Genomic DNA, 6400 nt, shown 5'->3' with positions numbered 1-6400 from the left:
GAACACGTTTTTTGTCCTCACACGTTTATTTTTCCTCGGTCATTTACGTTTCCTCGCACTGAGGTTTGACTCGATTCTCGATTCCAACCACGCACTGTTGCAGCGTTACCTCAACGGTCGATTCGTTTCCTTTGACGTCGATAAGTTGCTACCGGTATTCGAACCGTTTCACCAGGGAATCGTTGATCGGCATGGGACCGTGCCTCTTCGATTTCCAGGTTATCCCGACAGCTACGAACTTCGCCTCGGGGCCGACGCAGTCGATCGTCGAGTCACGCTGTCGCTCGATATCCAATTGCCGATCCATGCACCCGGATTCTGGTTCTGCATCCATTGCTTAATGGCAGAGGACTTTGTTGCACTACTCGCACCGAGCGCTCGTGGGATCTACTATGTAAACCCCGGCACGCCCGATCACGCTCCTACGTTTACCGCAGACACAGAATCCACGTTTGCGTCGATTATGAGCAGAGTTCATTCCGTTGACGAACTGATACGGCTATTTAACAAGGCCGACAACGCCGAGTAAGCACGGCGTTTACCGCAGCCGGGTGAGGCTGTTTCATCTGGCCGAAACATTTCGACTTCGGCCAGATGCTTCCCAGTGTTCTCCGAATGCAATCCTCCACCTCAAAAAACATCTCGACCTGGTGACTGAAATGGAAGAACCGCAATCGCTTCTCAACTGGGCAATGTCTGCGTTGGGGACGACCTACATCGTATTACTGCCGCTATCGGCGTTGCTCAGTTTTGTTTTCGTGCTGATTCTGGTTTATCGTGGGCGTGGGCCATTGGCAGCCGCGTCGATCCTGCTGTTTGTCCACGCACCTCTGATGATCGGCATCTACGCTGCCGTTCAAGGCTTGCTCAATTCATACTCGGTCATTGCGATGAGCGGAGCAACACCCAAGCCTGCTGACGTTGCGGTGGGTTTCTCGACGGCACTGTTTGCTCCCGTGGTGGCCATGCTTCTGATGGTCCCGTCTTATATTGCTGCGCCGATCGGAACCTTTATCCGATCAATAACCGGTGGCAATCTCGCTCATCCATCTGCGTCTGACGTCTGAGTCGTCTCCCCCTTCCCTGCGCCAGAATCGCAGTGGACAGCGGTTTCGTTTGTTTGCAAGTGATTCGCCGCCGCACCGTGATGCCTTTTGCTGCCCGACTGAACGATTGAACCTCCTTGCCGTCGCTTCGTCGTGGCCTGCCTGAAGCATTGTACCGAGAGTTTTCAATCACGCAAAGTTTGCTGTCACTGGCTGCCGGCGACAGCCTGATCACGCACACGTATCTTTTTTGGTTCACCCATCCAGCTCCGACCATCGGCTCAGCAGTGATTGAGGCGCTAGTCGCATCCATCCACAAAGACAATTGGCGACGAACACTTGGCTCTACATCTCCACTGCATTCAGAGGCGCCGTCGGGTTGCTCGATCCCCGGTGCATACCCGGCATCGCAATCCTCTTTCCTTTACTGGGTTGGTTGGGATTCGGTACCGCTGCGCTACCAAATTCCGGATCACTGGTCGCCAATGTCTACTCCACGACTACTCCACGACGCAGGGCGATCTACTCATCTCAACCGGGCCGACCACGAACGCCGTCCATAATTTCACCGCACAGAAGATTCTCGCGCAAACCCCGTAGATTGTAAATTGACGAAAACGGATAGCCCTGGAATCGTCCGACTCCGGTGGCGGTCGACTCTTCACTTGGGTTGCAAGCGAATCCACGAGACTCGGTCAACATGGTCGTTGTGCGATGACGAAGCATCTGCTCTCATCAACGAACGGTTAAATCCGTACGGTCCACGAGACGACAGGCCTGCGGCGGCGCCAAGCGCCGATCTTCCGTGGATCGCCAAACCGCTCAAGCAAATGGCGTTCATCATTTTGCGGGGCTACTCGACATTGGTTTTCTTATCGCTGTCGGTGTTGTTCACTGGCTGGGTGGTGGGAATGCGATTTGGTTTGCGTTTTCCAACGTTATCTGACTGACACAAACAGAGAGTCGTTCGTCTGCATGAATTCGCATGTCGTCTATCGTTGCAAATCCAATACGGTTCCATACCGCAAGGGCTGGATAGAAGTTTCGCTTGATATACACCCAGGCTGCGTGAACATCGAGACTTGGATCGTCGCCCCCGACGTAAAGATCGACGATACCGAATCTCCCGCTGCGTTGAAGAACGATTCCGCTATCGCAGGCAACACAGAAATTGAGCTGACCGCTGAACAAGCTCGAAACCTAGCGACCGCTTTGCTCGACTCATTGTCTCGTTTGGACTAACGCCGTACTCGACGAACGTCTAGAACCGTGGGCTGCCATGCTGTCAAACGGGCGACGGGCAGCCTACTTGCAAATGGATATCTCAGAGCAGTGGCCAAGCTGCGACCGACGTCCTATTTCGCGGTGGCGTCAAACTGTGTCTTCTCTTACGCCAAATATTCGATGACTCCGCTTCGCATTTTTCTTATCGTTTCGACTGTGTTGATTTATACCATGACACTGGTCGCCTCGATCTACCATGGCATAAACTGGCCCGCAGTTGCCCTCGCGGACTTGATGGCATTGAATTGGCGGTCCCAATTCGACACGGATTTCGTGATCTACCTTCTGCTAGGAGCGACGTGGATCACGTGGCGGGAGGGATTCACGTTTAAGGGCCATACCTACGCTTTCCTTAGCGTGTTCCTGGGAGGCATGTTCACCTTCCCATATTTGCTCATCACTACGTACCGGACCAATGGAGACCCAAAGGAGATCCTTCTTGGCGTCCATGCTGATCCAAACACCAACGTAGGATAGCGACGCAATGCACCGGAGCCACGAAAACCATGCGCGTCCTGATATGGACCATCGATAGTCGTGCCCCGAAGAGGGGCCGTTCATTGAATGGGAAACACCGCGGCTCACGACAGGATATTGGCACGCTGCGCAAGCGATCAACTGTATGCAATCCCTCGCTTACCGGGCTGTTGATTTATTCGTTTAACGGGCAGCCGTAGGCGACCTACTTGCCACTGCACGTCGCCTACGGCTACCGGTTAAACGAATACAGGTTGACTCTGGATTAAATCGACAAACCGTTACGAAGCGGGCTAGTAAACCAACGATCCGAAGACGGCTGAAACTAACCGGTTAAAATTTGAATTCGCGAAGGATCATTCGTTTTCGACGAGCGATCTAGCCCATTCGATCCACCGCAGACGATCTCGGAGAATTCGTTCTGTTCGGCGCGTTCAGATGAATGCCCGATTTGCAACGAGCATCAGCCATTGCTCCAACATGCGATAACGCAGCACGATGCCAGATTTGCCATACCCGATTGCGATGGGTCTTAGTTGGACGGTGGACCTACGCGACTCCGGTTGGGATGATGGCCATCGCCACCGTAGGTACTGCGACGATTCGCACGCCCGGTTACACTTGCTTCGCGTCGACACTCGCGACGGGATTGGTCGTGGTAGTTTCACTGACGATCATCGACGCCTGCTATGGTGTGTATCAATGGAAATAGCCAGTGCAAAATGGTTACCATCGGAAAGAATTGTGGGCACGCAGAAGCCTGCTGGTATGGTTTCACAAATAGGACGCCAACACACAGGCCACGGTGACGCGGGCCAATGTCCGCCAAAACAAACTCACGGCAAATGACTTCCTTGCATCACCCCACGTTTGACAACCTGTTGCGATTGCACGAAGTCGCGACCGAACGTTTCCCGCATGACTATCTCGATGTTGGGCTCAACGCGATTGGGCTGTTCTTCCACGATCCTCCGAAGAATGCCGGATACCCTCAAACTCCAATCCATTCGGTCACCTTTGCAAGCATCGGCGTTGACGGAATTCATTTCAGCTCGGTTACTGATGGTAAAACTGTCGATCCCGATGCCCCTGTCGTACTCACCATTCCAATGGCGTTCAATGATCCCAATCATATCGTCGGAGAAAACCTGCACGATTTCCTATGCCTTGGCTGCCGAATTGGATACGCGGAATTGGGCAATCTCCATCTCGATAGAACCGCAACACTTGATCGCTACGCAAACAATCCCATTGATTACTACGATAATCGTTCGCCCGGCATTCTCACCTTGCTCGCAAGTGAATTCGCATTGACCCCATGGACCAATGTCCCTCAGCACTTCGCTGACCTGCAATCAAGATTCAAACAAACACTTCGCACGGTTGAAAGGTTGCCCCGACAATTCGGACGATAACAATCCAGCGGCGCACCCGAGCAGCGAAGCGGTGCTATGTCAAATGAACATTCTCTATTGGACGCCGGGAGATTGCGGACGTTTGCAGCCTGGGCACGTTCACGTGCGATGATCGCCTACGCATTCGAATGACAGGCTATCGTGCAACTGCGATTGCGTCACGCTACCGGAACGGGCTGTCGGAAGTCTGGTCCCAAAATTGCCGCGATCGATCGTAGTCGCTGCCTCCACCCGACAGCATGTCGCGAACTGCCGCGCAACCTCCCGCGACCAAGCAAAATAGCAGCAACACCCAAATGCATTTTTTCATATTTTTCTCCAATAGCCCCGCCGCTACTCGATACCAGCCTTCAGACGCAAGGGCAATTCTGTTCCACGTTCAATCGAACACGCAGTTCGAAATCGGCTAAAAAGTTTCAGGCTTTCATTACTCGATCGTTGGGTAGCGGCGAAGCTAAATTCCTGAGACCGTAGCAACGGGACGTACAGACGCTCTACCGACCAAGTTTGCGAGACGAATCGTCGCTGCGCGAGACAAAAAGCAGCGAATAGAACGATGCGATGCACACGGAGTCGCGGGCGCACGGTTTCGCCATGGAACTCGTACTCAGGCGGCCCTCTGAGCAACTTCGATAACCAATATCGCCAACCAACCAAGAATGCGGGCGACTCAACCTTCTTGCTGGCCAAACGAAGATACGCCGCTATATCTGCGACCGTGTCCGAGACTACTCAGACGACACCAACCCAAGGACGGGCGACGACAATGATCTGGTATCACGGATGACCGTCGGGTTCTACGCGTCCCGGGCTGTCCATCCTTGATGCACTCTGGTTGCTTTTCGCAATCGCTCGCTCTGGGATCTGGTTGGCAAAGCGCAATGTCTTTCCTATCTCCTCCGAACGACTTGCTGTTCTGCTTTGCGTGCTCTTCGCGGTTCCGATGCAACCGACTAGCCGTTGGCGGATCGCGCTACCCGTCTGGATCGCCTTTGCCTCTCTTCATCCGTTGGACTTTATTCCCCGCGCAGTGAATGTCTTTTGGCGGCCCTACGAACTCTTTGAGGTGGCCTGGGTTTTGGGGGCCACGCGTCCTCTTATTTTAGCTGGGGACGGTTGATTCGAATTTGGTCGGCGAAAGATAGCCGAGCGATGAATGAAGTCGCGATGTGTTGTAGTAGGCAATGAACTCGGTCAGCTCGCTCAATGCCTCGCGATAGTTTTCATACTCGGTCATTTGCAGCTCCGTCTTGTTCGTTCCAAAGCAAGATTTCATAAACGCGTTGTCATAGCAGTCGCCAGCTCGGCTCATGCTTTGACGCATCGAACTGCGCCTGATGATCGCACGATATTTCTTGCTTGCGTACTGACCGCCGCGATCGGTGTGGTGGATGAGATCTCTTGAAGGTTGTCGACTTCGAATCGCCTTTTGGAGCGTCTTGATCACGAGGCTATCGGTCATATCCATTTCCAAAGACCAGCCGATGATCCGTCTGGAAAAGCGATCCATGAGGGTCGCCATGTAAGCGAATCCAGTTCGCACGATCGGAATGTAGGTGATGTCGCCTACCCACAAACGATTGACGCTCGTTGGCTCAGGCCGCTCAAGCAACAAGTTCTCATTGTAGCCCAGGGTGTGTCGACTTTCGGTCGTTCGCGGCTTGAACGATTTTGGCTGCAACGCCGATAGCCCCGCAATTCCCAGTAGTTTGGCGACCCTTTCACGTCCGATTGCAACTCCTTGTAGTTTCAAGTCTGCAGCGATCCGTCGGGCACCGTAGCGTCTGCGGTGTCGATGAAACGTGGTGATCACCATCGGCAGGACATCCATGTCGCTCTGTTCTCTTTGGCTTGGAGGTTCGCTTTGAAATCGCTGAAACGCGGATCGCGAGAAACCGAGGATCTCGCCGACTTCTCGCTGCGATGCAGTGCCATCGCGAATGATGCTCAGCGCGGCGGAGTAGAGCTGGCTCACTCGTTTCGGCCGAAAATGATCAAAGCTTTTTTTAAAACATCGCGTTCACGCTCGACCCGTCGCAGCTCTGCCTCGAGTTCGACGACGCGGCTATCGAGCACCTCGCCAACCGGCCCGGCCGACTCGACCTGTTGATTCTTCCAGCGGTAAAGAAGGTTCGTTCCGGAGATCCCCAGACGCTCAACGATCGATGTCGCAGAGTG

8 protein-coding genes are annotated in these 6400 nt (G+C 53.7%); 5 read left to right on the top strand and 3 right to left on the bottom strand.

The genetic code is table 11. The features are described 5' to 3' along the window. The 5 genes from RSSM_RS23365 to RSSM_RS23340 all read left to right on the top strand — a co-directional run. Window positions 1–529, top strand: a 529-nt coding sequence (locus tag RSSM_RS23365) for a hypothetical protein (protein ID WP_236621330.1), incomplete at its 5' end; no start/stop codon positions are given. A gap of 130 nt (window positions 530–659) precedes the next feature. Next, window positions 660–1067: a hypothetical protein gene (locus tag RSSM_RS23360; protein ID WP_008685189.1), complete on the top strand. Its 408-nt coding sequence runs from the start codon at window positions 660–662 to the stop codon at window positions 1065–1067. A 954-nt stretch (window positions 1068–2021) separates the two neighbouring features. Beyond that, window positions 2022–2288: a hypothetical protein gene (locus RSSM_RS33345; RefSeq protein ID WP_144060058.1), complete on the top strand. Its 267-nt coding sequence runs from the start codon at window positions 2022–2024 to the stop codon at window positions 2286–2288. A 1039-nt stretch (window positions 2289–3327) separates the two neighbouring features. Further along, window positions 3328–3519 carry a hypothetical protein gene (locus RSSM_RS23345; RefSeq protein WP_144060057.1) on the top strand — a complete coding sequence of 64 codons (192 nt, stop codon included), beginning with the start codon at window positions 3328–3330 and terminating at the stop codon, window positions 3517–3519. Between the two features lie 133 nt (window positions 3520–3652). Continuing rightward, entirely contained in the window at window positions 3653–4222 is a 570-nt protein-coding gene (locus RSSM_RS23340) for a hypothetical protein (protein WP_144060056.1), read from the top strand. 163 nt (window positions 4223–4385) lie between these two features. Here RSSM_RS23340 and RSSM_RS23335 read toward each other — a convergent pair whose 3' ends face one another. From RSSM_RS23335 to RSSM_RS23320, 3 genes are all read right to left on the bottom strand, one after another. Further along, window positions 4386–4532 carry a hypothetical protein gene (locus tag RSSM_RS23335; protein ID WP_008685182.1) on the bottom strand — a complete coding sequence of 49 codons (147 nt, stop codon included), beginning with the start codon at window positions 4530–4532 and terminating at the stop codon, window positions 4386–4388. A 792-nt stretch (window positions 4533–5324) separates the two neighbouring features. Then, on the bottom strand, window positions 5325–6197 hold the full coding sequence (locus tag RSSM_RS23325) for an IS3 family transposase (RefSeq protein WP_008685180.1): 873 nt from the start codon (window positions 6195–6197) through the stop codon (window positions 5325–5327). Beyond that, window positions 6194–6400, bottom strand: a 207-nt coding sequence (locus RSSM_RS23320; RefSeq protein WP_008685179.1) for a hypothetical protein, incomplete at its 5' end; no start/stop codon positions are given. The genes RSSM_RS23325 and RSSM_RS23320, both read right to left, overlap by 4 nt.

Origin of the sequence: Aporhodopirellula sallentina SM41 (genome assembly GCF_000346505.1) — a bacterium.
GTDB classification, from domain to species: Bacteria; Planctomycetota; Planctomycetia; order Pirellulales; family Pirellulaceae; genus Rhodopirellula; species Rhodopirellula sallentina.
This window is presented reverse-complemented; position numbering and strand designations above follow the sequence as displayed.

Coding starts and splice junctions, on each gene's coding strand:
- RSSM_RS23360 (WP_008685189.1), top strand. CDS start 660: ATGGAAGAACCGCAATCGCTTCTCAACTGGGCAATGTCTGCGTTGGGG.
- RSSM_RS33345 (WP_144060058.1), top strand. CDS start 2,022: ATGAATTCGCATGTCGTCTATCGTTGCAAATCCAATACGGTTCCATAC.
- RSSM_RS23340 (WP_144060056.1), top strand. CDS start 3,653: ATGACTTCCTTGCATCACCCCACGTTTGACAACCTGTTGCGATTGCAC.
- RSSM_RS23335 (WP_008685182.1), bottom strand. CDS start 4,532: ATGAAAAAATGCATTTGGGTGTTGCTGCTATTTTGCTTGGTCGCGGGA.